The 20,596-nt window shown below is 50.3% G+C and carries 18 protein-coding genes and 1 riboswitch; of the genes, 10 read left to right on the top strand and 8 right to left on the bottom strand.

The genetic code is table 11. From position 1 onward, the window contains the following. Positions 1-248: 248 nt before the first annotated feature. Entirely contained in the window at positions 249-1,022 is a 774-nt protein-coding gene (locus IE054_RS15515; RefSeq protein WP_189408002.1) for a SapC family protein, read from the bottom strand. A 301-nt stretch (positions 1,023-1,323) separates the two neighbouring features. Between IE054_RS15515 and IE054_RS15520 the strand changes: the two genes are divergently transcribed. Further along, complete coding sequence (locus IE054_RS15520) at positions 1,324-2,526, top strand: dipeptidase (protein WP_373293920.1); 1,203 nt, start codon at positions 1,324-1,326, stop codon at positions 2,524-2,526. A 53-nt stretch (positions 2,527-2,579) separates the two neighbouring features. Here IE054_RS15520 and IE054_RS15525 read toward each other — a convergent pair whose 3' ends face one another. Next, positions 2,580-3,620, bottom strand: coding sequence for an alpha/beta hydrolase (locus tag IE054_RS15525; RefSeq protein ID WP_308428289.1), 1,041 nt, complete (start codon positions 3,618-3,620; stop codon positions 2,580-2,582). 295 nt (positions 3,621-3,915) lie between these two features. Then, positions 3,916-4,008: riboswitch (cyclic di-GMP riboswitch) on the top strand. 110 nt (positions 4,009-4,118) lie between these two features. On the opposite strand from IE054_RS15525, the gene IE054_RS15530 reads away from it, so the two are divergent. The 4 genes from IE054_RS15530 to IE054_RS15545 all read left to right on the top strand — a co-directional run bounded on the left by IE054_RS15530 (position 4,119) and on the right by IE054_RS15545 (position 7,788). Beyond that, positions 4,119-4,814, top strand: a complete 696-nt coding sequence (locus IE054_RS15530; protein ID WP_189408003.1) for an AAA family ATPase — start codon at positions 4,119-4,121, stop codon at positions 4,812-4,814. After that, the gene (locus tag IE054_RS15535; protein ID WP_189408005.1) at positions 4,774-5,109 is read left to right on the top strand and encodes a ribbon-helix-helix domain-containing protein; all 336 of its coding nucleotides are present in this window, start codon (positions 4,774-4,776) and stop codon (positions 5,107-5,109) included. The genes IE054_RS15530 and IE054_RS15535 overlap by 41 nt, the downstream gene beginning before the upstream one ends. A 170-nt stretch (positions 5,110-5,279) precedes the next feature. Further along, positions 5,280-7,430: a tetratricopeptide repeat-containing diguanylate cyclase gene (locus tag IE054_RS15540; RefSeq protein ID WP_189408006.1), complete on the top strand. Its 2,151-nt coding sequence runs from the start codon at positions 5,280-5,282 to the stop codon at positions 7,428-7,430. A gap of 1 nt (position 7,431) precedes the next feature. Beyond that, the gene (locus tag IE054_RS15545) at positions 7,432-7,788 is read left to right on the top strand and encodes a GFA family protein (RefSeq protein WP_189408007.1); all 357 of its coding nucleotides are present in this window, start codon (positions 7,432-7,434) and stop codon (positions 7,786-7,788) included. Between the two features lie 95 nt (positions 7,789-7,883). On the opposite strand, the gene prsR is transcribed toward IE054_RS15545, so the two are convergent. From prsR to IE054_RS15565, 4 genes are all read right to left on the bottom strand, one after another. After that, a complete protein-coding gene (gene prsR / locus IE054_RS15550; RefSeq protein ID WP_189408009.1) occupies positions 7,884-9,245 on the bottom strand; it encodes a PEP-CTERM-box response regulator transcription factor in 1,362 nt (453 codons plus the stop codon). A 52-nt stretch (positions 9,246-9,297) separates the two neighbouring features. Further along, a complete protein-coding gene (gene prsK / locus IE054_RS15555) occupies positions 9,298-11,325 on the bottom strand; it encodes an XrtA/PEP-CTERM system histidine kinase PrsK (RefSeq protein WP_189408040.1) in 2,028 nt (675 codons plus the stop codon). Between the two features lie 32 nt (positions 11,326-11,357). After that, entirely contained in the window at positions 11,358-12,482 is a 1,125-nt protein-coding gene (locus tag IE054_RS15560; protein ID WP_189408010.1) for a beta-ketoacyl-ACP synthase III, read from the bottom strand. 236 nt (positions 12,483-12,718) lie between these two features. Further along, positions 12,719-14,521: a choice-of-anchor I family protein gene (locus tag IE054_RS15565; RefSeq protein ID WP_189408012.1), complete on the bottom strand. Its 1,803-nt coding sequence runs from the start codon at positions 14,519-14,521 to the stop codon at positions 12,719-12,721. Positions 14,522-14,971: 450 nt separating this feature from the next. Between IE054_RS15565 and IE054_RS15570 the strand changes: the two genes are divergently transcribed. Beyond that, the gene (locus tag IE054_RS15570; RefSeq protein WP_189408014.1) at positions 14,972-15,772 is read left to right on the top strand and encodes a M48 family metallopeptidase; all 801 of its coding nucleotides are present in this window, start codon (positions 14,972-14,974) and stop codon (positions 15,770-15,772) included. Between the two features lie 56 nt (positions 15,773-15,828). Here the strand turns inward: IE054_RS15570 and IE054_RS15575 are convergent, their stop codons facing one another. After that, complete coding sequence (locus tag IE054_RS15575) at positions 15,829-16,686, bottom strand: mechanosensitive ion channel family protein (RefSeq protein WP_189408016.1); 858 nt, start codon at positions 16,684-16,686, stop codon at positions 15,829-15,831. A gap of 735 nt (positions 16,687-17,421) precedes the next feature. Between IE054_RS15575 and IE054_RS15580 the strand changes: the two genes are divergently transcribed. The 4 genes from IE054_RS15580 (at position 17,422) to ruvX (ending at position 20,268) form a co-directional block, all read left to right on the top strand. Continuing rightward, positions 17,422-18,150, top strand: a complete 729-nt coding sequence (locus tag IE054_RS15580; RefSeq protein WP_189408018.1) for a 16S rRNA (uracil(1498)-N(3))-methyltransferase — start codon at positions 17,422-17,424, stop codon at positions 18,148-18,150. Between the two features lie 81 nt (positions 18,151-18,231). Next, complete coding sequence (gene gshB, locus IE054_RS15585; RefSeq protein ID WP_189408019.1) at positions 18,232-19,182, top strand: glutathione synthase; 951 nt, start codon at positions 18,232-18,234, stop codon at positions 19,180-19,182. A gap of 95 nt (positions 19,183-19,277) precedes the next feature. Beyond that, positions 19,278-19,844, top strand: a complete 567-nt coding sequence (locus tag IE054_RS15590) for a YqgE/AlgH family protein (protein WP_189408021.1) — start codon at positions 19,278-19,280, stop codon at positions 19,842-19,844. Further along, entirely contained in the window at positions 19,837-20,268 is a 432-nt protein-coding gene (gene ruvX, locus IE054_RS15595) for a Holliday junction resolvase RuvX (protein ID WP_189408023.1), read from the top strand. Before IE054_RS15590 ends, ruvX begins: the two co-directional genes overlap by 8 nt. On the opposite strand, the gene IE054_RS15600 is transcribed toward ruvX, so the two are convergent. After that, complete coding sequence (locus tag IE054_RS15600; protein ID WP_189408024.1) at positions 20,265-20,591, bottom strand: putative signal transducing protein; 327 nt, start codon at positions 20,589-20,591, stop codon at positions 20,265-20,267. The two genes, ruvX and IE054_RS15600, sit on opposite strands and share 4 nt — an antisense overlap. Positions 20,592-20,596: the final 5 nt, after the last annotated feature.

Consider the following 20,596-nt stretch of genomic DNA (forward strand, 5'->3'; position numbering starts at 1 on the left):
CACAACGACAACCGGCATGAGGGGACCTGTGCTGACCAGCGTTTCAGCCTGCACTGATGCGGATTGGTTCTTTGCTGAACTGATAACTCAGGCACGCGCGCTGACAGGAAAGGTGCTGAAGCAAGCCTGGTAAAAAAGAACGGTAATTCCCTGCCCTGTCGCTGACGGTTTCGCCCAATTGTATATAAATAAAAAAGCCGGGATGCGAATGCAGCTCCCGGCTCTGTCAGAGGTTATATCCCGATCAATCAGGCGTCCTGCTGTTGCGGCTGTCCCTGCTGTTCGGCCTGCGCTGCCGAGGTCATCTGCATTGACTGAATGGGGTTGTCAGTTTTAGATGACAGATCAACTAACCGGTTAAGTTGTCCAAGCGACAGCATTACTGCATAGATAGCACCGATGAAACCGGCTTTGTGCAGTTCAAGCACCTGCTCTTCAGGCAGCTCAAGCAGTTTTTTCTCGTTAATGCTCATCATGCCCGTTACATTGCGCTGTTTGCCATCGGCATAGGTCAGACGGATCTGGAATGGGTCCATCAGTTCAAGCTCTGTCAGTTTGGCAACAAAACGCTGTGTCATCATTTCGCTGTTGGCCAAATCAGCAAGAAACTGTTGTCTGTTTTTAAGCACTTCAGTTGGCTCGCCAGCTTCAGTAAACAGTGCCTGGCCATCGTCTGTCAGCTGGTCACTGTTTTCGTCAATGTACAGGCCCAGTTTGTCGCCATCGGGACGTACATCAAACGGGTAGCGCAGAATATTCATTGGTACATGCGGCGCCTGCCACTTTTCACCGTCTAAAAACAGGTTCTGGTTTTGTTCCATCCCCAGCATCGCAACTGTGTGATGGCGCTCTGAGTTAGGATCCTTAATAAATACAATTGGCATACAGGACGCCAGTTGCGCAAATTCTTTAATTGATGCGGCGGCAAGATGCGTGTTGCCGGCAAACTGGAAAGAGTTTCTGGGCGCTACTTTGATATCTTTATGTTTTTCTTTATCCAGCGGTACGTAATTAATCGCCATAATACTGTCTCATTCTTGTTGATGCGGCTGTATTGGTTACTTTTCAGACGACGCTGATCGTCTTAACAGACAGCCAGGTTTGCTACTCAATCCGGGACTCTGAGCCCCAAGGCGGCGGGCAGTATCCCGCATTTCTGTAAACAAGTCACGTACTGTAACACCAGGGAAGATGCGAATAAAACTATCATCACTCAGTGAGTCCTGACGTGTGTAGCCGCAAGGCGGCTACAGGACAGATAAAGATTGTCGCATCGTGGCTTTTTACGTAGGCTACATAGCAAAAATACGAAAAGGATAATACATGAAAAAAACAATGACGCTTTCCCGTATTACTGCGCTTTTTATTGGGCTCACCGCTGTGCCAGGTGTTCAGGCGGCTGAGGTATCAGACAAAGCCACAGCGCTGGCGCAGCAAACCATTATCGTCGATGGTCACATCGATGTTCCCTACCGCATTAACGACAATTGGGTAGATGTCACCACAGCGACCAAAGACGGTGACTTTGACTATCCACGTGCAAAGGAAGGGGGTCTTACTGCGCCGTTTATGTCTGTTTACGTGCCGGCCAGCCTGGACAACTCTCCGGCGTCAACGCAACTGGCCAATCAGTTGATCGATTCCGTTGAGGCAATAACAGCCCGGGCACCTGACAAGTTTGCTATTGCCAGAAGCGTGGCCGACGTTAAAGAACAGTTTGAGCAGGGGTTGATCTCATTGCCAATGGGCATGGAAAACGGCTCACCGATTCAGGGTGACATGGACAATCTCACGCACTTTTATGAGCGCGGTATTCGTTATATTACACTCACCCACTCACAGTCGAACCATATATCTGATTCGTCATATGATCTGCGTCGCCAGTGGAAGGGCCTGAGTCCGTTTGGCAAAAAACTCATCACCCAGATGAACAACATCGGTATGCTCATTGATATTTCGCATGTGTCAGATGATGCGTTTTATCAGGCGGTAGAGCTGAGCAAGGCACCGGTTATTGCATCACATTCATCACTCCGTGCCTTTACGCCTGACTTTGAACGCAATATGAATGATGACATGTTAAAAGCACTGGCTAAAAATGACGGCATTATCATGATCAATTTTGGCTCTGGCTTTGTCAGTAAAGCAGCCAGAGAGTGGCGGGCCGGGTTATCACAGGCACGAAATAAGTATATAAAGGAACACGGTGATGACGAGGCGACCCTGGACGCCTTTGACGCGCAGTATCGTAAGGAAAACCCTTATCCCTATTCAAGCCTGAGTGATGTGCTTGATCACATTGACCATGTGGCAGATCTGATAGGCGTGGAACACATCGGCATTGGCTCAGATTTCGATGGTGTGGGTGATTCATTGCCAGTTGGCTTAAAAGACGTGTCAGACTACCCCAACCTGATTCAGGGGTTGCTGGAGCGCGGCTACAGCGAGAAAGAAATTAAAGGCATTTTGAGCGACAATTTTCTGCGGGTGTGGTCACAGGTTGAGGACTACGCAGCAGAGCACTAGGAAAAATGGAGTCGCCAGTAAGGCGACTCCTTTCGCGTCTGTAATACCGCCTGTTAGTCTGTTGGTGCAACCGACAACTGGCTTAAGTAACTTTCCAGCATCATTGTCATTTGCCCGAACAGCGGGTTCGCCGCCGGGATTGCACATTGCTCGTTCGGATTCACCAGCGCGTCGTTGAAGCGCATTACATTCAGCAGGTAGGTGTTAACTACAAGGTCGGCGTGGCACAGTGAGTATGACTTGTCGATAACAAAGAAGGTATCAGGGCCTTCACTGTGTGCTAACAGGTTCTCTACCCCTTCGATAGGGGTAGTTTTATCGTCTGCCGAATGTGCGGCATAAACCGGCACACTAATGCGGCGGCCTTCTTCAAGCCGTGTGCGTATCTGTTCTATCACATCCATGAGTTCAAGGCCGGCATAACTGGCCACACTCGGGTACTTATATGGGTTGGGCCCATGGGTCTGGTAGTCTCCATCAACCAGCCACGCCAGCCATTTTATGCCCCAGATACGCGCCATTTTCTCGGCATCGTCTGACAACGCCAGTGCGCCAGAGAACAATGTCAGCCCTGACACCGACTCAGGCGCATCAAGATAGTAATCAACGGCCAGCGCGGCGCCAGCTGAGAAGCCGCCCAGCACGACCTTATCACCCAGTGATGTGGCAATGTCCATGACGTCACGAACATGCGCCTGCCAGCGCTCAGCAAGCTGACTGTCAGACATATCGTCATTTGCATTACGCAACCCGTGGCCGGGCAACAAAGGAACAAAAACGGTATAGCCCTGCGCCTGCATGACGCTGGCAATTTCGCGCAGAAAGAATGGCGAGTCGCTTAACCCGTGAACGAGCACCGCTACCTTGTCCGCTGGCGTATTGGAATGCAGCACGTAAGGGGCATTGCCCTCGTTGCGCAGGATATCAGAGCACACGCGATACCGGGTCAGTGACGTTTCCCGACATGGCGCCGTCTGGCCCCACTCCTGCTTATACAGCGAGGCAAACGCATCCAGCGCGGCACGCTGTGATGCCGCCTGAGCCTGACTTAACCCGCCCGCCATCATGAAAAATACGACTAAAAATATTCGCACACCGTCTCCTCTTCGCGGTTTGCATTATCCGGCTGCTGCCGAATTTTTATCGTCCATAGGCACGATCATAAAGGAAGCACCATCCAGACGCCATATTAGTGCACAAAAGGTATGACATTCTATTCGTTAATATTAACCTTCATGCTGTTTAATCGCATGCTCACTTCTAGTATGAGCTGTAAAGGTCCGCTCTGGTGTTTTATCGCCGGGCGCAGTCGTTCAGGTCAGCTGTATGTCTCCCAGGATACGGTGCCGTGTGCTGCGCCCGGATGAACACCGGTTGTGGCCTGTGGACGATAGAAAAAGGCAAAGCGGTACGAAAGGCCGTGACGCAAAGCTTCCGGTCTGTCACACAACGACCTTGTGTCATGATAGCGGGGTTACCGAACTTGTATACCAGCTGCAATGCAGTCAGGGAAGGTTCACTTTTTCGGTCATCAATTATGTTGTTGCCGGTACGTGCCGGTGCGAGAACACCATAGCGTGAGGACTGTGATCATGATAATTCTGGTAGGTGGAGAAAAAGGCGGCAGTGGAAAAAGTTGTCTGGCGCAAAATATCGCGGTGTATCTGCGGTGCGAAAAAAATGCGCAGGTACTGATGGTCGACTGCGACCCTCAGCGTACGACATCAGACTGGATTCAGGAACGCAAAGCTAACGAGGCGCTGCCTGAAATCAATTGCGTTCAGCTGTATGGCAAAATCAGAAACGAATTATTAAGCATGCGTCAGTATTACGATTATGTTGTGATCGACTGTGGCGGTCAGGATAACCTGGCATTGCGCTCATCGATGGCAGTGGCCGATCACATACTGATACCACTACGTCCGAAAAGGCGCGATCTGAAAACCGTGCCACACATGGAAGATATTCTGTCCACCTGCAAAATGGTCAACCCGAAAATGAATCCGGCTTTTGTCATCACGCAGTGCCCGTCGCTGCCTAGTCTTAGCAGCCGTATTCTTGAAGCAAAGGATGTGTGCCGCTCATTCGATGTTCCGGTACTCAACTCTGTGACCTTCAGCCGTAATATGTATGACGACTCTGAAGAGTCAGGTCAGTCGGTTATTGAAAGCGAACCCGATGGAAAAGCCGCGGTTGAAATTCGAAGTATCATTGAAGAGCTGCTGGCCAGACAGAAAGGGGGTGCCAATGAGCCTGTTGAGTCTCAGAAAATCCACGCCGTCAGTTAACCCGCCCCGGCTGTCGGTAGACCGCTTTATCGATGACGCGGTATATTATGCCTACGGGCAGCAGCACGCTGCTGATGCCCAGGATGCGTCGGCACATCTGCAGGCCATCCGCTCAGAACCGGACAGCTCCTCAACAATGCGGCGCGCCACTTTTACACTGGATACGGCCACAGCAGAACGATTAACGATGCTGTCGCAGCAAACGGGTATTTCGCGCTCCCGCCTGATCCGGATCTGGGCCAGCGAACAAACAATGCGGGATGATGAAAACCTTCTTCGGGCAACTACCGTATAACTGCAGGGTTGTGCTGAGCCTGCCGCTGTGGAGAGGATTTCCTTATCAGACGATGGTTGCCAGACAATTGCCTTCGCGTTGTTGAAAATCAGAACAGCTCTGATTATTTTAGCAGCAGTATTTACAGTTCGCCTTTTCACGTTGGGAAGGTGGGTCGATATGGAATGTCTATGAAAGTGCACACGTTGTATGCGACAGGACTGATCTGGCTTAGCCTGTTCAGTGTTTGCGCCAGTGCTCAGGACAACCTTAACGCTAAGTCACTTGAGTCTTTAGAAGACGTGTCAGCATTACGGGAGGCCGGTAAGCTCAGTGAAGCCAAGGCGGGTGTTCTGCTTATTCTTGAGCGTTCACGTATTGATGAAAACTCGCTGGAAATGGCCAGTGCATTTAGTGAACTTGGCTATATCCTCGAGCAGCAAAACGACTATATGCAGGCATTTCGCTCGTATAACCGGGCATTGGATATCTACACACAGCAACAGCGCTACGAGAGTATTGCTAAAACCCTGTCAGACATCGGCCAGAATTACCGCTACCGGGCAAGTTACAAGCAGGCATTCGATTACCTCAACCGTGCCATGGAACTGTATGAATCACTGGGCAATACTTTGGGTGTCGCCCGTCAGCAGCTCAATGTCGGCCTGGTATACAAATCACTGGGCCGCTATGAGGACGCGCTGAGTTCGCTGACGCAGGCATTGCGGGTGCTGCGTACCAACGATGACACAGAGTCAGTCAGCCTGTGCTTATCCAATATTGGCGATATTTACCGTGATATGGGGCAACTGAAAAATGCAGAAACCTACCTGACCGACGCGCTGACTATCAATAAACAAACCGGATCGGTACAGCAGACAGCAAAAACACACCAGAAGCTGGGCGACCTTTATCTGGAAATGGGACGGTTTGAGCAAGCCAGATTGCACCTCAATCAGGCGGTGAAAAAATTCTCTGGTATTGATGCTCCTTTGGATCATGAGCGCGCAAATGTTGCCCTTGCCCAGGTCGAACTTGCAGTAGGCCAGTATGACGTAGGCTTAACGTTACTTCAGCAGGCGTTGTTGCGTGCCACTGACGGCAATTTTATTACTCTTCAGACTCATATCCATCAGGCCCTTGCCAATGCGTTTCTGGAGCAGGATGATTATGACACCGCCCTGCAACATGCACAAAAAGGCCTGCTGCAGGCGCGTGAGCGTGAAGAACTGGCCACGCAGGCACAACTGCTGTCAGTGCTGGTCGATATATACTCGGCACAGGGAAATTATCAGCAGGCGTTCAACAGCCTGTTGAAAAAAAATGATGTACTCGAACAAGTGGTCGACCGTGACAACACCCTCATTGTACGCGACATGCAAACAGAAATTGAACTGGACCGACAGGCTCAGTCAATAGAATTGCTTAGGAAAAACCGTGCTATCGCCCTGGCTGAAGCCAAGCAGCGTAACCTTCGCACCAGTATGGTACTGGGTGGCCTTATCGCCCTGTTGCTTGTAATCTTTTTGCTTTGGAGCCGCTACAAAGAACGACAGCTCACCAGGACCCTCAAGCGCGAAGTCCGCAACCGGACACAGGAGCTGGAGGTCAAAAACCTCGAACTGGAAAATGCCTATCGTACGCTCGAACAGGCCAGCCTGCGGGATCCTCTTACTGGCCTGTATAACCGGCATCACCTCGAAGCCCAGCTGCCGGGTGAAATTCAGCGCTGCCAGCATGCTCATGCGTCGGGTGACGCTAAGCAAGGAAACCACGATCTCTTATGCTTTTTGATTGATATTGACCACTTTAAGGACATCAATGATGTGTACGGACATCTGGCCGGCGATCGCTTCCTGGTACAGTTTGCCCAGATTATTCGGGATGTGTTCCGCCAGACAGATTTAACTATCCGCTGGGGTGGCGAAGAGTTTCTTGTTATCTGTCGCTATTCATCCCGTGATTTGCTGGTCGATCTGGCCAGTCGATTCTCAGAATCGGTCAGGCAGCATGTGTTCGAGCTGGGTGGTAAAGTTCGCTGCAATGCTACCTGCAGTATTGGCTTCGCGCCAATCCCACTGGATAAATCGAAGCCTTTTGAGCATAACTGGCAAACCATGTTCGCGCTGGTTGACTACTGCCTTTATGCGGCAAAACAATCGGGCCGGAATGCCTGGGTTGGCGTATCCGATGTGCAAAGCACCATGTCCACTGCCACAGAATCTGGTCCGTTGGCATCGAAATTCGAATTAAGTGGTGCGCGAGTCAGCACCTCGTTAAATAATTTGGCCAGTATCGCCTGGCCGGAAAATCCGCAAACAGAAATCCCTCTGGAGTCTTAGCATGTTTAAAAATCACTGCTGCTGTGGCGCAATTACGCTGGAAGTGAATGCCGATATCGACGCCAGCAATGTGTCGCCCCATGCCCTGGCTGAAGGTCATGACAGCGAATTCAGGATGCAGGTGCCGGCAGAAGATGTTGTCGTTGATGCCGAACCCTGTGCACTGGGCTGCCTGGAAATATTTCCGGGCCACCGCCAGTATTTTTGTAATATATGTGCCAGCACCCTGTACACCCGAATTGACGAGGGACAGCTTTCCCTGAGTGTTCAGTTCTCTGGTCACGATGTCATGTCAAAGCACCATGTCGCTCAGTGCCGCGTCACCGAGAGCGGCATATCAACACGCCCCGCTACCTAAGCAGACAGCAACGGGCGGTGTTAACACTGCCCGTCAGTACTGCTAAAGCCTGACTTTCTCAGCGCATTAACACTCATAGCACTGAGCGCACTTTCCTAGACGCCTGTTTTAATATCTTCCAGATGATATTTTTCAATTAACGAATACAGGGTTGGACGCGTTACACCAAGCAATTCAGCCGTCTTTGACATATTCTTCTGTGCACTGCGGTAGGCTTTGCGAATCGCTTTACTTTCAGCCAGTTCGCGGGCTTCACGCAGATTCAGGATTTCGGGCTCTTCGCCGCCATCTGCGGCTATCAGGCCTAGATCGTCGGCCTGCACAACTGTACCTTCGGCCATGATGACCGCCGCTTTCAGTTTGTTTTGCAGCTCACGGATATTGCCTGGCCAGGAGTGCGCGAGCATGGCCTTAACCGCACTTTCTGAAAACGATTTTGCTTTCGCATTGAATTCATCACGGTATTGATTGAGAAAGGTTTTCGCTAAAAGAATAATATCCTGATCACGCTCACGCAGCGGCGGGATCAGGATCGGAATTTCCCCAATCCGGTAATATAAGTCTTCACGAAAGGTTTCTTTACCGACCATTTCCTGAAGGTTACGGTGAGTGGCACAAATCACCCGGATATCGACCGGAATTTCATTGCGACCACCAACGCGCTCTATTACCCGCTCCTGCAAAAAACGCAGCATTTTAGCCTGCAGGCCAATCGGCATATCGCCTATTTCATCCAGAAACAGGGTCCCGCCCTGTGCAGTTTCAATCTTACCCACGGTGGTTTTATTAGCGCCGGTGAACGCGCCTTTTTCATAACCGAACAATTCGCTTTCAAGCAAAGCTTCAGGTATAGAAGCACAGTTAATAGCCACAAACGGCGCATCTTTTCGTGGACTGTGTTCATGAATACTACGGGCAAATACTTCTTTACCCGTGCCGCTCTCACCCAGCAACAATGTACTGATATCGGTGCCAGCAATTTTTTCTGCTTTTCGAACCACTGTCTGAATCGCGTCACTGTTGCCGACAATACGCGACATCCCAGAGCGGCGCTTAGCCAGAATACGGTTTTCATGCTCAAGGTTAAACAGGTTCATCGCACGGTTGACCAGCAATTTCATGGTGTCGGAATCAACGGGCTTCTGGTAAAAATCGTAAGCGCCCATGTCAATTGCTTTTAACGCGTGCTCCTTATCATTATTGCCGGTAACCACAATCACTTTCGTATTTGGCGCCAGTGCCAGAATTTCTTCCAGGGCAGCCAGTCCTTCGGATGCGTTAGCGGGGTCTGGCGGTAAACCAAGATCCAATGTAACCACACTTGGCTCGTGACGACGCAGCTGGGCAATTGCCGATGGCCGGTCATCCGCAAACACCAGATTAAAATCTGTCAGACTCCACTTCAGTTGTTTTTGGATCCCCAAGTCATCATCAACGATGAGCACTGTATCTGTCATTCTTATCGTTCCTTACCACGTTAATGCACGTGCTCCCTCTGTATTTGGTGAATTAATCCAAAGGAAACACAAGTGTAAAGCAGCTGCCTTCTCCTGGCTGGCTTTGCACAGTGAGTTTACCACCAATTGACGTCATATAGTTTTTCGCATCATACGCCCCTATGCCCATACCCGCATTGCCTTTCGTTGTATCAAACGGCTTAAATAAGCGGTGCTCGATGAAATCAGCATCCATGCCACTGCCGCTATCCTCAATCAGCAGCAACTGGCGTGAACTGGCATGGTCGCGCATCAGTACCACTTCTATAGTGCCATCATCCGGCGTCGCCTGTTGTGCATTATTCAGTAAGTGAAAAAGCACATTGGACAATTTTTCGGGATCGGCGACTACCTTGCTCTCCTCAACGCAATGCAGGACCGGTACTGGCTTTAACTGCTGGCAGCGATCGGTTATCACCTTTTCCACCAGGCCTGAAAGCAGATACGCTGCGTCTTTACCGCCGTCGTCAATGTTTTTTTCGTTAAGCTGCTGCAGCATTTTGTCCATGCGGGCTTTGGTATGGGTCAGCGTTTCAAATGTGTCATCAATGAATTCAGGGTTGTTTTTGTGTTGCTCAGCATTCGCCAGAATAAGATCGATTTGCGCCAGCACATTCTTTAAGTCGTGCAACACAAAGGCGGACATGCGGCTAAACGCTGCAAACTGGGCATTCTCAGCCACGGCTTTCGCCGCTTCATGGTGGAATATAAATGTGCCGACCTGTTCGGTGACGGCATTGAGATAGTCCCTCACCTCCCAGTCCAACTTAACACGCTCAGATCCAACCGGATTCAGCAGGGCCATGCCCCACACCTTCTCATTCTGAAACAGCGGCAGCACAAGCTGAAACTCACACTCATCCAGTATGGATCTGTCCAATGCCAGCCCCTCATACTGAAATGGCGACACTTTGTACTCGTCAATATCTATCAGCCAACCGGTCCTGGCGCAATACGGCAACAACTGTTCGAGGATCAGAACCTGATTATCAGACAATGTGGTCGACTGAATACGTGACACCATCTCAAAGTCATCGTTGACAACTTTGACTAACTGACCCGCGTCATAATTAACTGCGCCAAGGATCCCTTCAAGCGCATTGCGGTAAACCTGCGAGGTTTCGTTACTGGTAGAAGAGAGGGCTTTGGTCAGCTTAACCCATTCCACCCTGTAGTCGTACTGGTTTGCGAAAAAGTGCTTGGTAATAAATACCTTGCTACGCGTACGAAAAGAATTGGAAAGGAACAGCGTGCCGAGCAGGGCCAGCGATAGCACGATAAGAACAATTTGTACGGTGGCCCCCCAGCTGCCGCCCACCAGATTGATGATATAGCCGACCAGCGCCATGATGAACAGATAACTACCAGCAACCAGCAACAATGAGCTGTGTAAAACTACGTCGCGGGAAATAAAGATATCCACGCCCCAGTTTTTAATTCGCCGGATAGCCACCACCAATAGCGGTACCAGCAACAGGTAAATATAGCCTCGCGCCTCGATGTAAACCGGCTCAATCTGATTCACCATGGCCGCATTCGCATAGGTAACGAATTCAAACAGATGAATAGCCCCAAGATACTGCACCAGCGGCTTGTACGCCCACTTATTATCACCGGACTGTCTGTACATTACCTCCAGCAACACCAGCGCTTCCAGCGCCAGAACCGTATGACCCAGAAAACGGAGCGTGGGCGACACGGCGATAAACTGAGGGATTAGCAACGCTGCCAGACAGGGCAGCACTACAAACAGCGTTGCCGGTCGCTTTAACACCTGCCATATATCAGTGAAGTCGTCCTGCAGACAACTGGCAATAAACAATAACCAGACCAGTTGCTTCGCGGCATCAGCGAGCAGCAGGCGGGACACGCTCAATGAGCCAAACAGACTGGTAATCAGGCTTAGTGACCACACCAGCGTGGCCAGACTGGCCAGAATCAAAAGATGTTTAGCCAGTCCTGCTTTACGATCAGTAAGCAGCAGCAGTAGCAGGGTAAGGTAGGCCAGACCGTTCAGGCCATAGCCTATATCTGCAATGATCACTTCCCTATCTCCCTACGTCTGCAGCACGACTAGCGTTTCTGTAATACCAGTGAACCGATGGAATACCCCGCCCCGAATGAGCATAAAACCGCCGTATCACCGGCACTGAGATCTTCATGGTACTTGCCAAATGCGATGACTGAACCGGCGGACGCCGTATTCGCGTATTCATCCAGCACTACCGGCGCCTCTTCCTGACTGGCATCACGGCCCAATAACCGCTTACAAATCAGGGTGTTCATATTGATATTTGCCTGATGCAGCCACCAGCGCTTCACATTCTCAGCGGTGAGATTGTGGCGCGCTAGATGCGCCTCAAGATGGGCGGCCGCCATCGGGCAAACCTCTTTAAACACCCGTCTACCTGCCTGATGGAACAGCTTGTCGGGCCCGTAAGGGTCGACATCTTCTGCACGGGTCATGTAGCCGAAATTGGAGCGAATATTATTGGAGTATTTCGTCAGCGCTTTAGTACTCAGAACATTATACATGTGTGGCGCATCCGCCGTTTCTTCGCGTTCCAATACTGTCGCGGTCGCCACATCGCCAAAGATAAAGTGGCTGTCCCTGTCGGTATAATTGATTTGCGGTGAAACCAGTTCAGGGTTGATAACCAGCACGCAGGACGCCGTGTCAGCAGACAACATCTCAAAAGCGCGGTGCATACCAAAGGTTGCCGCTGAGCAGGCCACCAGCATATCGAAGCCAAAACCTTCAATACCCAGCGCTTCCTGCACCTCGATAGCTATGGCAGGATACGCGCGCTGTGTGTATGCGCAGGAGACGATGACGGCATCGACATCACTGGCCTGCTTGTTTGCTTTCTTCAGCGCGATTTTTGCTGCGGCAATCGCTATTTCAGCCTGATGTGACAGTTCATCATCGTTGCGCGGGGTAATTTTTGGGCGCATGCGACTTACATCCAGCGCGCCTTCTTTCTGGTAGATGTAGCGGCTTTTTATGCCTGATGCTTTCTCGATGAACTCAGCGCTGGAATAAGGCATGGCTTCAGTCTCGCCGGCCTCAATTTGCTTTTCATGCTCAGCGTTAAACGCATCTACATAGCGATTGTAACTATCCACCAATTCCTGATTCGTAATTGTATGTTCCGGAGTCCACACCCCGACACCACTAATAACAATTTGTTGCGACATTTGGATTCTCTTAATTCTGTCATTTAAACCAGTCCTGGTGACAGCACTGCATGACCAGGACGAGGCTTGCCCCCTTTCACTGCTTACCGGCTACCAAAGGTCGGTGTTCATTGTAGCAAGTGCGTGGGTGGCAAATGTCTATGGGTCTAGCTTATCGCGTTGGTTGTTAAATGTCATGAAACAAAAACGGCGTCTTAAAAGACGCCGTTTTTCTGTATGTCTGCCTGGTTAGTTAATTAGTTAGGATTAACCGACCATACCGACACTGTCCCGCTTACCTCATTTCCGACCACTAACAGGGGCGTACCCGTCGGGCTGTCTTCAGCACTGATAAACACCAGACTTTCCGGCGCCAGATCGCCAATCACATCGTCGGCTGTCAGGCCTTCTGTCAGGTCGCGATTAATCACATATTCACTGAACTTAGCATCATAGGGATTCGTCACATCATAAACAAAAATGCCGCCCATACGCTCTGTACCAATAAATGCATACGTACGATCGCCAATCTTACCGACCGTTACTGCTTCTGGCTCAGGCCCTTTGTTTTCAGAGCGCGAGTCACCCTCGTTCTCATCATCGCCATTATTGAACTGAGCCCCGTGTACTGAGGCGGTAATACGCTCAAAATCGTCGCCAGAGTCAAACACGACCAGACCATTCTGATCCCATATAGTGAAGGACCGTGCACCATACGTGTATGCCGCATCATATTCACCATCACCGTCTGCGTCACCCATTGCATCTGTCACGCGCAGATCATCCACTTCGCCCAGAGTCTGCAGTTGCGCAAGCTCAGAATTTGGCTCTGCCGTAAGATCCCCTACCTGCATCTCATCAGTGTAGGCCAGGCAGCCATCATCTTCATCATAGTCCTGACCACCCGCGGCGGCACATTCAGCTTCATCCGCAACGTCAAAGAAGTATTCACGGGCATCCCCCTCATTCGCTGTAATAAGGAATTCGGCGCCTTTCCAGTCAAAATGCGTAATGGTATCGGGCATATATACGCCATACAGGCCCGTATACTGGCCAAAGCTGACCTGACCGTTTTCCTGTACATCAATGTTTAATCCAGACCAGCTCTTAACACCCAACCCGACGACTTCAACAGTCATATCTTCCAGGTCAACGATAGCCATACCGTTATTTTCCTGCAGGGTGACATAGGCCCTTTCGTTGGTGGCTGTAATGTATTCAGGCTCCAGGTCCTGCGCCACACTAATATCAATATCGTTGCCATTAATTGTACGGCCAGTTGGATTTGGGAACATCAGTCCCTGTGCCATTAGCTCTGCCTGCGTACCATTTAAGTCGGTAAACGTTATAAAGGTGGCAGTTTCTGCGGGTTCATTGCTCGCCAGAATATCAATCACAGCGACAGACCCTTCCGGATCGATGCTGTAATCCCCATTTGGCTCACCTTCGTTAGCTACAATCGCCTTACCACCGTTAGGTGTGAAGGTCACCATGTCAGGTAAACTGCCAACCAGCACAGCATCAACGTACTCAAGCGAGGCAGATTCAACGCCATTGTAGAACAACACATAGCCGGGATCGGTTTTCGTTTCCGCTGTTACAGCAACGGCCATCAGGTCACCACTCACAGCAATGCTGGTAACGCCGCCAAGTGGGTTTCCGTCTACCTCCTCAGGCAACGCAAAGGTTTGCGGATTAAGGTTTAGCTGACCAACAGGGTCGGTCATGGCCTCTGAAGAGATACCACCAATATTGATAGCTGCAATACTATTGGTGGCACTGTTAGTCGCATACACCACCTGATTTTCAGCATCGTATTGCACAATTTCTGCTGCTCCCTGGTTACCCAGGAAAGCACGTGCAACGACGTCCATCGTAACACCGAGCGACGCATCCTGCCCGTCTGAGCCGTCCTCTCCATTCTCACCTTGTTCGCCCTGTGGGCCCTGGGCGCCCTGGGGACCGGTTTCACCATCATCGCCGTCTAAACCACAGCCAGTTAGCGCTGCAGAAATCAATAGGGCAAGAAGTCCGTGTTTAAATTTGCTCGGGGTGACCATGTATGTTCCTTTTTTTGTTTATCAGCATTTTTCTGTCTCTTTGTAAGAAGATATTCAGACACAGATCAACACTATTTGCCGGGTGCTTTGCAGACATTGAGAACAGGGTTAGTAACCGACGCATGTATCACGCGCGCTGCAACGGTTAATAACACGCTACTCAACATCAATATTGTTAACGCAACTTTAAAACCAGTGTATGACACAATTATTAAGCGAGTAAAGACGAAAATAACCCCGCCATTCTGCGCAATCATTGCATGGATTCGGTGAATATGACGTAATTTGCAAGCCTTCTAAACGGTGCCGTTGCCTGTTCTGTGATATGTCAGATTTCAGCAATAGTTGCACCATTGTGACTTTTTGCGGTATACAGCGGTGAATGATCTGGGTTACAGGGCAACGGGTATTGATTGACAAACCGTCCCCTGATGTTGAGGAACAGCAACAATGAAAAACAGGATTTATAGCGCGCTATCGGTAGGTATTGTAGTGTTTATCACCGCCTGTGCGACGTCGCCAACCGGTCGCAATCAGGTATTACTTTTTTCCGAACAGCAACTCTCAGCCATGGGGGATCAGGCCTTCGCCAGCATGAAGGAAGAGCTGAAGGTATCGAATAAACGTGTGCAAAACGACTACGTTGAATGTGTAGCCAGGGCAATCACTGCCCGGGTGCCTGACTCTGTGTATTCTGGTCAGTGGGAAGTCGTCGTATTTGACGACGAACAGGTCAATGCGTTTGCGCTGCCGGGTGGAAAAATTGGCGTCTACACCGGGTTACTGAATGTTGCTGAAAATCAGCATCAGCTGGCCGCGGTTATTGGTCACGAAGTAGGCCATGTTATTGCTGATCATGGCAACGAGCGCATGTCGCAGTCGACACTTATCAACATGGGCTCACAGGCCGTGGGGCAAATTCTCGCGGCAAATGAAGTCGCGCAGTCCGGTACCATCATGGCCGCCATAGGTTTAGGCGTTCAGGTTGGCGTGCAACTGCCGTTTAGTCGCACCCACGAATCGGAAGCTGATCTAATTGGCCTTGAACTGATGGCAGAATCCGGCTTTAAACCGCAGCAATCTGTTGACCTGTGGCGCAATATGGAGGCCGCCAGCCAGGGCCAGCGTCCACCTGAATTAATGTCTACTCACCCGTCACCGGATACACGGATCCGTGATCTGCAGGCAAACATGGCGCAAGCCAATGCCGCGTACCAGAGCGCAACCTACCGCCCCAACTGCCGGTCATAACAACATAAAAAAAGCACGGTAACAGTACCGTGCTTTTTTTTGTCAGCAGGATGGCATTAGTCAGTTTTGCCATCCTCCTGCGCTTCCTTGTGTACGTGAACATCCATTTGCGGATACGGTATGCTAATCCCTTCTTCATCAAAACGGAGTTTTACCGCTTCGGTAAAGTCCAGCTTCACACCCAGGAAGTCGGCCGCATTTACCCAGGGACGTACTGTAAAGTTAACACTGCTGTCACCCAGCTCGGCAACGCCTACAAGCGGTGCTGGCTCGTCCAGGATCCGCTCCTCGTTTTTACACATCTCTTCAAGAATTGACTTTGCCTTTCGCAGATCATCGTCATAGCCAATCCCGAAGGTCATGTCGCAACGACGGGTTTCTTTTGCCGAGTAGTTGGTAATGTTGTCGCTGTAAATCTTTCCATTAGGGATAATGATTTCCTTGTTGTCCAGCGAGGTCATGGTGGTGGTGAAAATACCAATTTTCTGCACAGAACCGGCAGTGCCTGCTACTTCCACATAATTTCCTGCCCGGAATGGCTTGAATACCAGTAACATCACACCGGCTGCAAAATTTTTCAGTGAATCCTGCAATGACAGGCCAATAGCCAGGCCGGCAGCACCGAGTATCGCCACCAGTGACGTAGTATCGACGCCCAGCTCATCCAGCGATGCAACGATAACAAACAGCATCAGCACAGCACTGATGATAGCTTCCAAAAAGTCGATCAGCATCTGATCATATTTGGATTTCGCCATTACACGTCGAAAAACGGACAGTAAAATACCGACAACCAGCCGACCAACGACATAAATCAATATCGCCATAGCGATATTAATGCCCCACGGTATCGCATAGTTGTTCACATAGCCTTCAACATCACTGGCACTAAAAAATGACAGATTTTCTTCCATTGATATCTCCTTAGGGGGGGGGTTATTTACAGCTATGTTCAAATTAGCAGCATTCCTTACCGTGCAGAAGTTTTTTTTTCAGCGAAGTCAGTCAGCTATTTACTTTTTGTGCAATCAGCCTTGTCAGTGAAAAAAATGCGATCTAATTTTTTATACCAGCGTAACCAGCGCTGTAATCAGTTTGTCACCGGACTTCTCTAGACTTATTTCCGGTAAGACATGCGTCAAAAAATTGTCGTCACCAACACACTGAAATTAAAAAGAAACTGGTTATAGTGGCATTTACGGGTATAAAAATATGCTGGTAAATTGGCCAGTATTGACTATATTTGTTTAACTTCAGCGACGGCAAGATCGCAGCCTTACTATCTATAAGGTCGTAAATTTGTCGGGGGCCTGTTGCAGTGACGCAACTTTTTTGACCTCTTAAAACTAACAACCAGACGTTAATATTTTTAAAGGATTTGAAAATGTTATATTTAACAGTGCTTTTCGGTATTGTGATGGTCCTTCTGGCTTTCGCACTTATGAAAGACCGGGGCCAGCACACTGAATATGCAAGGCGTAACCCACCCGCTCCGTCAGTTAATAGCGTTGAACAGACAGAGCCCACAGGAAGAGCCATTCAGTTACACTGATATGCTTCCTGTACAATCAATCCTTTAAGCGGGCCATTGCGCCCGCTATCACTCTCCCGGTATCATCCGACCATTCTTCAGAACGCTGTCAGTGTTTATGCAAATTCCCAGAATACATTACCCAGACTCTATCTTAATGGACACGCCATTTTTGCTCGAGGACAGTGCGGCACATCATGTGGCGACTGTTTTACGTCTCAAGCCCGGCCATCCCATCGTCCTGTTCAACGGTGATGGCAATGAATACAGCGCCAATATTGTTGATGTCGAACGACGCCGGGTGACTGTCGAAGCGGATGCATGCCTGTCACTGAATAAGGAATCCCCGCTCCCCCTGCATCTGGGACAAGGTGTGTCTAAGGGGGATAGAATGGATACTGTGCTGCAAAAAAGTGTTGAGCTGGGAGTCAGCGAAATTACACCATTAATCACACAGCGCTGCGCGGTTAAGCTGGATGAAAAACGCTGGCAGAAAAAGCGCAGTCAATGGCAAAAAATCATCATCAGCGCCTGTGAGCAGTGCGGCCGCAACCGGCTACCCGTGCTGCACCCACCGATAGCGCTGAATCAGTGGTTCGCTGAATCCACCCACGCCACACGGCTGGTACTTTCACCCACCGCTGAGACCAGTGCAGCCCGGCAGCCCTATAATACTCATGGCTATCGGCTGTTAATTGGGCCGGAAGGCGGACTAACAGAATCTGAGATCCATCAGGCCTCGGAAGCCGGCTTTCAAAGCGTAAGTCTTGGCCCCCGGGTACTGCGTACAGAGACCGCTGCAATTACCACGATCAGTATTTTGCAGGCGCAGCACGGCGATCTTTAACCGGCTCCAGCTATTGAAAAAACCAAATCTGCGCCCATGTTTTGCCGATAAGCAGAGCCTGTAGACAAAGAGAATACTTCAATGCAATACACCCTTGGCGTGATCATGGATCCCATAGCGGCTATCAAACCTCATAAAGACACCAGCTTTGCAATGATGCTTGAAGCGCAGCGTCGTGGTGTCAGGATCCTGTATTTTGAACTCTCTGATCTTTATATTGAAAATGGCAGGCCAATGGGCAATGCCCGGGACGTCAGCGTGCGCGATCAGGCGTCAGACTTTTATACGCTGGGCGAGCCTGAACAATGGTCGCTGGGCGATGTTGACGTACTGATCATGCGTAAAGATCCGCCATTTAACAGCGAGTTTTTATATGCAACGCAGATCCTGACACTGGCTCAGGATGCCGGAGCTCTGGTGGTAAATAACCCGCAGGCGCTGCGTGATTATAACGAAAAGCTGTTTACCTCTTATTTCCCCGAGCATATACCGCAGACGCTGGTGAGCAGCAATGCAGCGCTCATTCGTGCTTTTCACGCTAAGCATAAAGATGTGATTTGCAAACCATTGGATGGGATGGGCGGTGTGTCTATCTTCCGTGTTAAGGAAGATGGCAACAACCTGGGCGTGATCATTGAAACCCTGACGGTCAATCAGACCCGTTATATGATGGTGCAGGAATACCTGCCTGAAATTAAGGATGGGGATAAACGTGTACTGATTGTTGATGGTGAGGTGGTGCCTTACTGTCTGGCCAGATTACCGGGTAAAGGTGAAACCCGCGGTAACCTTGCTGCCGGAGGGACCGGACGGCCGCAACCATTGAGTGACAGCGACCGTGCGCTGGCGAACGCTGTCGCGCCAGTGCTTAAGGACAATCATATTCTGTTCGTTGGGCTGGATGTGATTGGCGATAAGATCACGGAAATAAACATTACCAGTCCAACGTGCGTAAGAGAAATAGAAGGTCATTATGATATCAACATCATGGCCTTATTGTTTGATGCAATTGAACGCCGACTTGATGCCTGAGCAGACATGCATACGAGCACGCGTGTGCTGTTCCGTTCGCCCCGAGGCAGAGTACGTACCGGCGCCATGTTTTGCACACCCACAATGAGGAAACGATGACAGACATACAAAGCCTTCAAAATCACTTCCTTATCGCGATGCCGTCACTTGATGACGGGTATTTTTCGCGCACCCTGACCTATGTCTGTGAACACAATGAAGACGGCGCAATGGGACTGGTGATCAATCAGCCGTCAACCATGACGTTAAAGGAACTGCTGGCGCAAACTGACAAAGCACTCAGTGTGCCGGAAGACAAAGCAGAGCAGATTATTCTGGCCGGAGGACCGGTAAATCAGGACCGTGGTTTTGTGCTTCACTCCCAGCAGCAGGGCTGGGCGTCCAGCCTGACGCTGGCACCGAATATTATGGTCACTACCTCGAAAGATATTCTTACTGCAATTGGCCAGCAGCAGGGTCCGGAAGACGCCATCATTGCGCTGGGTTACGCAGGCTGGACAGCAGGACAACTTGAACAGGAGCTGCAGGACAATGCCTGGTTAACCATCGAAGCTGACGAAGACATTCTTTTTCATACGCCTATTCATAAGAAGTGGCAGGCGGCAGTGAATAAGCTGGGTGTGGACGTTTGGCAACTGGCGCCCGGAGCCGGTCATGCCTGAAGCGGGCTTTCGCCGGGTACTGGCTTTTGATTTCGGGACCAAAAGTATTGGTATTGCGGTTGGCCAGGAAGTAACGGGTACGGCGTCACCACTTCCTGCAATCGCCGCACGTGATGGTATTCCCGACTGGGACAAGCTGGCTGCCATTTTTGACGAATGGCAGCCTGATGTAGTGGTGGTGGGTTTGCCGCTGAACATGGATGGTACTGAGCAGGCAATGACGCAGCGCGCCAGAAAGTTTGCCAACCGCCTGCACAACCGCTATCGCGTGCCGGTAGAAGCCAGTGACGAGCGTTTGTCGACGGCTGATGCCAAAGCCATGTTATTTGAGTTAGGCGGCTATAAGAAGCTTACCAAAGATAAGATAGACAGTGTTTCTGCCTGCGTGATTTTTTCCAGTTGGGTGGAGAACCTGTACGGTTAAACCACTGATGGCGACGCATTAGCCCCACACGCCCAGCAACGTTCAAACGCACCGCCATTTTCTTCACCACAACAGTGGCAACACCAGTCGCCACTTGTGCTTCCGTCGTGTTCTGCCTGCCAGTGACTTAGTACGCGCTGCGCGGTTTTCCCCCAGCTTTCATCCACCAGCCACAGCTCCTGCTGGGTATCCTGCCAGGGTAATTCACCAAGCGCGCCACCGGCATACTCGTTCTTCATCATGTAGGGCACGCCGGCCGCATCAAGTGCACTGCGTAACGACTGCATCATAAACGGCTCGGCACTGACAAATAGCTGCTTCATAAGTC

The organism is Alteromonas halophila, from assembly GCF_014651815.1.
Classification (GTDB): domain Bacteria; phylum Pseudomonadota; class Gammaproteobacteria; order Enterobacterales; family Alteromonadaceae; genus Alteromonas; species Alteromonas halophila.

What these genes read in the sequence shown, in the direction of transcription:
- IE054_RS15515 (WP_189408002.1), bottom strand. Translation starts at nt 1,022, where the DNA reads ATGGCGATTAATTACGTACCGCTGGATAAAGAAAAACATAAAGATATC.
- IE054_RS15520 (WP_373293920.1), top strand. Translation starts at nt 1,324, where the DNA reads ATGAAAAAAACAATGACGCTTTCCCGTATTACTGCGCTTTTTATTGGG.
- IE054_RS15530 (WP_189408003.1), top strand. Translation starts at nt 4,119, where the DNA reads ATGATAATTCTGGTAGGTGGAGAAAAAGGCGGCAGTGGAAAAAGTTGT.
- IE054_RS15535 (WP_189408005.1), top strand. Translation starts at nt 4,774, where the DNA reads ATGAGCCTGTTGAGTCTCAGAAAATCCACGCCGTCAGTTAACCCGCCC.
- IE054_RS15540 (WP_189408006.1), top strand. Translation starts at nt 5,280, where the DNA reads ATGAAAGTGCACACGTTGTATGCGACAGGACTGATCTGGCTTAGCCTG.
- IE054_RS15545 (WP_189408007.1), top strand. Translation starts at nt 7,432, where the DNA reads ATGTTTAAAAATCACTGCTGCTGTGGCGCAATTACGCTGGAAGTGAAT.
- prsR (WP_189408009.1), bottom strand. Translation starts at nt 9,245, where the DNA reads ATGACAGATACAGTGCTCATCGTTGATGATGACTTGGGGATCCAAAAA.
- IE054_RS15560 (WP_189408010.1), bottom strand. Translation starts at nt 12,482, where the DNA reads ATGTCGCAACAAATTGTTATTAGTGGTGTCGGGGTGTGGACTCCGGAA.
- IE054_RS15565 (WP_189408012.1), bottom strand. Translation starts at nt 14,521, where the DNA reads ATGGTCACCCCGAGCAAATTTAAACACGGACTTCTTGCCCTATTGATT.
- IE054_RS15570 (WP_189408014.1), top strand. Translation starts at nt 14,972, where the DNA reads ATGAAAAACAGGATTTATAGCGCGCTATCGGTAGGTATTGTAGTGTTT.
- IE054_RS15575 (WP_189408016.1), bottom strand. Translation starts at nt 16,686, where the DNA reads ATGGAAGAAAATCTGTCATTTTTTAGTGCCAGTGATGTTGAAGGCTAT.
- IE054_RS15580 (WP_189408018.1), top strand. Translation starts at nt 17,422, where the DNA reads ATGCAAATTCCCAGAATACATTACCCAGACTCTATCTTAATGGACACG.
- gshB (WP_189408019.1), top strand. Translation starts at nt 18,232, where the DNA reads ATGCAATACACCCTTGGCGTGATCATGGATCCCATAGCGGCTATCAAA.
- IE054_RS15590 (WP_189408021.1), top strand. Translation starts at nt 19,278, where the DNA reads ATGACAGACATACAAAGCCTTCAAAATCACTTCCTTATCGCGATGCCG.
- ruvX (WP_189408023.1), top strand. Translation starts at nt 19,837, where the DNA reads ATGCCTGAAGCGGGCTTTCGCCGGGTACTGGCTTTTGATTTCGGGACC.
- IE054_RS15600 (WP_189408024.1), bottom strand. Translation starts at nt 20,591, where the DNA reads ATGAAGCAGCTATTTGTCAGTGCCGAGCCGTTTATGATGCAGTCGTTA.